Origin of the sequence: Elstera litoralis (assembly GCF_000963705.1) — a bacterium.
GTDB classification, from domain to species: domain Bacteria; phylum Pseudomonadota; class Alphaproteobacteria; order Elsterales; family Elsteraceae; genus Elstera; species Elstera litoralis.
Genome location: NZ_LAJY01000595.1, coordinates 1 through 2,414, shown reverse-complemented (window position 1 = coordinate 2,414; position 2,414 = coordinate 1). Strand labels below are relative to the sequence as shown.

General features: G+C 59.2%; 3 protein-coding genes. All 3 read left to right on the top strand.

What is annotated here, in order from left to right:
- Position 1: 1 nt before the first annotated feature.
- The 3 genes from pstB to phoB are packed head-to-tail and all read left to right on the top strand — an operon-like array spanning position 2 to position 2,191.
- The gene (gene pstB / locus VZ95_RS17985) at positions 2-703 is read left to right on the top strand and encodes a phosphate ABC transporter ATP-binding protein PstB (protein WP_084627898.1); all 702 of its coding nucleotides are present in this window, start codon (positions 2-4) and stop codon (positions 701-703) included.
- Between the two features lie 29 nt (positions 704-732).
- Complete coding sequence (phoU, locus tag VZ95_RS17980) at positions 733-1,476, top strand: phosphate signaling complex protein PhoU (RefSeq protein ID WP_045777081.1); 744 nt, start codon at positions 733-735, stop codon at positions 1,474-1,476.
- A 4-nt stretch (positions 1,477-1,480) separates the two neighbouring features.
- Positions 1,481-2,191 carry a phosphate regulon transcriptional regulator PhoB gene (phoB, locus tag VZ95_RS17975; protein WP_045777080.1) on the top strand — a complete coding sequence of 237 codons (711 nt, stop codon included), beginning with the start codon at positions 1,481-1,483 and terminating at the stop codon, positions 2,189-2,191.
- The last annotated feature ends 223 nt before the right edge of the window (positions 2,192-2,414 follow it).

The following is a 2,414-nucleotide window of genomic DNA, read 5'->3' as shown; positions in this document are numbered from 1 at the left end:
ACTGAATAAAATCAATCTCGATGTGGGTGAGCACGAAGTAACGGCGCTCATCGGCCCGTCGGGTTGCGGGAAGTCCACCTTCCTGCGCACGCTGAACCGCATGAACGATGTGATCGATGGCTGCCGGATGGCGGGCAAGATCTTGCTCGATAAGCAAGATATCTACGATCCGAATATCGACGTGGTGCAACTGCGCGCCCGCGTGGGCATGGTGTTCCAAAAGCCGAACCCCTTCCCCAAGTCGATCTACGATAACGTCGCCTACGGTCCGCGCATTCACGGCCTCGTGCGCTCCCGCGAAGAAACCGACGCGGTGGTGCAAAAGTCGCTCGAACGCGCCGGCCTGTGGAAAGAAGTGAAGGACCGTCTGCACGAAGGCGGTACGGGGCTTTCGGGCGGCCAACAGCAGCGCCTCTGCATCGCCCGCGCCATTGCGGTCGATCCGGAAGTCATTCTGATGGATGAGCCTTGCTCGGCGCTGGATCCGATTGCCACCGCCAAGATCGAAGAGTTGATCGACGAGTTGCGCGCGAATTACACCATCGTGATCGTCACCCACTCGATGCAGCAAGCCGCCCGCGTGTCGCAACGCACGGCCTTCTTCCATCTGGGCGATTTGGTGGAAGTGGGCGACACCGCGCAAATCTTCACCAATCCGAACGACGAACGCACTCAGGGCTATATCACTGGCCGCTTCGGTTGAGCCACCCCCCTGGGGAGAAGGAAATTCCCATGTCGAATGAACATATCGTCTCGTCTTTCGACGAAGAGTTGCGCGCGCTTCATAAGTCGATCATGCAAATGGGCGGGCTGGTGGAAGCTCAGATCGCCCAATCGATGCAGGCGATGAGCCGTCGCGACAGTCAACTCGCCTCCGCCGTCGTGACCGCCGACGCCAAGGTGGACGCGTTGCACCATGAGATCGACGAGCAGGTTGTGCGCATGCTGGCGTTGCGTCAGCCGATGGCGTCGGACTTGCGCACCGTCGTTGCCTCGCTCCGTATTGCAACCGATCTGGAGCGTATCGGCGACTATGCCGCCAATATCGCTAAACGCACGCTGGCGCTGAACGTATCGCCGTCGGTGAAACCGGCGTCGGGCGTGCTGCGCATGGGCAAGATCGTGCAGAGCATCGTCAATGACGTGCTCGACGCTTACGCCGAACGCAATGCCGAACGGGCCGCCGCCATCCGCGAGCGCGACACGGAAGTCGATGAACTCTACACGTCGATCTTCCGCGAGCTTCTCACCTATATGATGGAAGACCCGCGCAATATTACCGCCTGCACTCATGTGCTCTTCATGTCGAAGAACCTGGAGCGCATCGGCGATCACGCAACCAATATCGCCGAAACGATTTACTACATCGTGCGCGGTAAGGTTCCGGACGAAGAGCGCGCCAAGGGCGATTTGTCCAGCATGACGGCGATGACCGATAAGGGTGTAACCTACGTTGCCGACAGTCAGGGAAATTGAGGGCATGTCCCCAGTAACCCCTCTGGTGCTGGTCGTCGAAGATGAAACCGCGATTGCCACCCTGCTCCGCTATAATCTGGAGCGGGAGGGCTTTCGTGTTTGTATCGCCACCGACGGCGAAGAAGCGCTGATTATCGCCGCCGAGCAAAACCCGGATTTGGTGCTGCTCGACTGGATGCTGCCGATGCTTTCGGGTATCGAAGTGTGCCGCCGCCTGCGCCGTCTTCCGAACGCGCGGGCCACGCCGATCATCATGCTGACGGCCCGAGGGGAAGAGGGCGATAAAATCCGGGGCCTCGATAGCGGGGCCGACGATTATGTGACCAAGCCTTTTTCGGTCTCGGAACTGATTGCGCGCGTTAAAGCCGTCCTCCGCCGCACGCGCCCGTCGGTCGATGGCGAAAGCCTGAATTTCGCCGATGTGATGTTGGACCTCGCCGCCCATCGGGTGCGCCGGAACAACCGCGATATTCACTTGGGGCCGACCGAATTCCGCCTGCTGCGCTATCTGATGGAGCATCCGGGCCGGGTTTTCAGCCGCGAGCAACTGCTCGATGCGGTGTGGGGGGCCGATGTTTACGTCGAACCGCGCACGGTCGATGTGCATATTCGGCGGCTGCGCAAAGCCCTCAATGCCGAGGGCGAAACCGATATCGTTCGCACTGTGCGTTCGGCGGGCTATGCGCTTGATGAAACGGTCGACGTGAACGGCTAAGAGGCTGTTTTAGACCGAAACGCTGTTTTAGCCAGGGCTCCCCGCCCTGGCTTTTTCTTTGCCCATCGTTCAGGCATGCGTATGACGCAGGGGCGGCTTGAAAATATCAACTCGCTCTTTACTAAAAAACAGTAAAAATATAGATGTAATATGCATGTTCCGGCACCGGCGGAGAGATTCCCCTTAAGGAGGGTCCGGCGATGGCGATGGGTCGATTTGACTG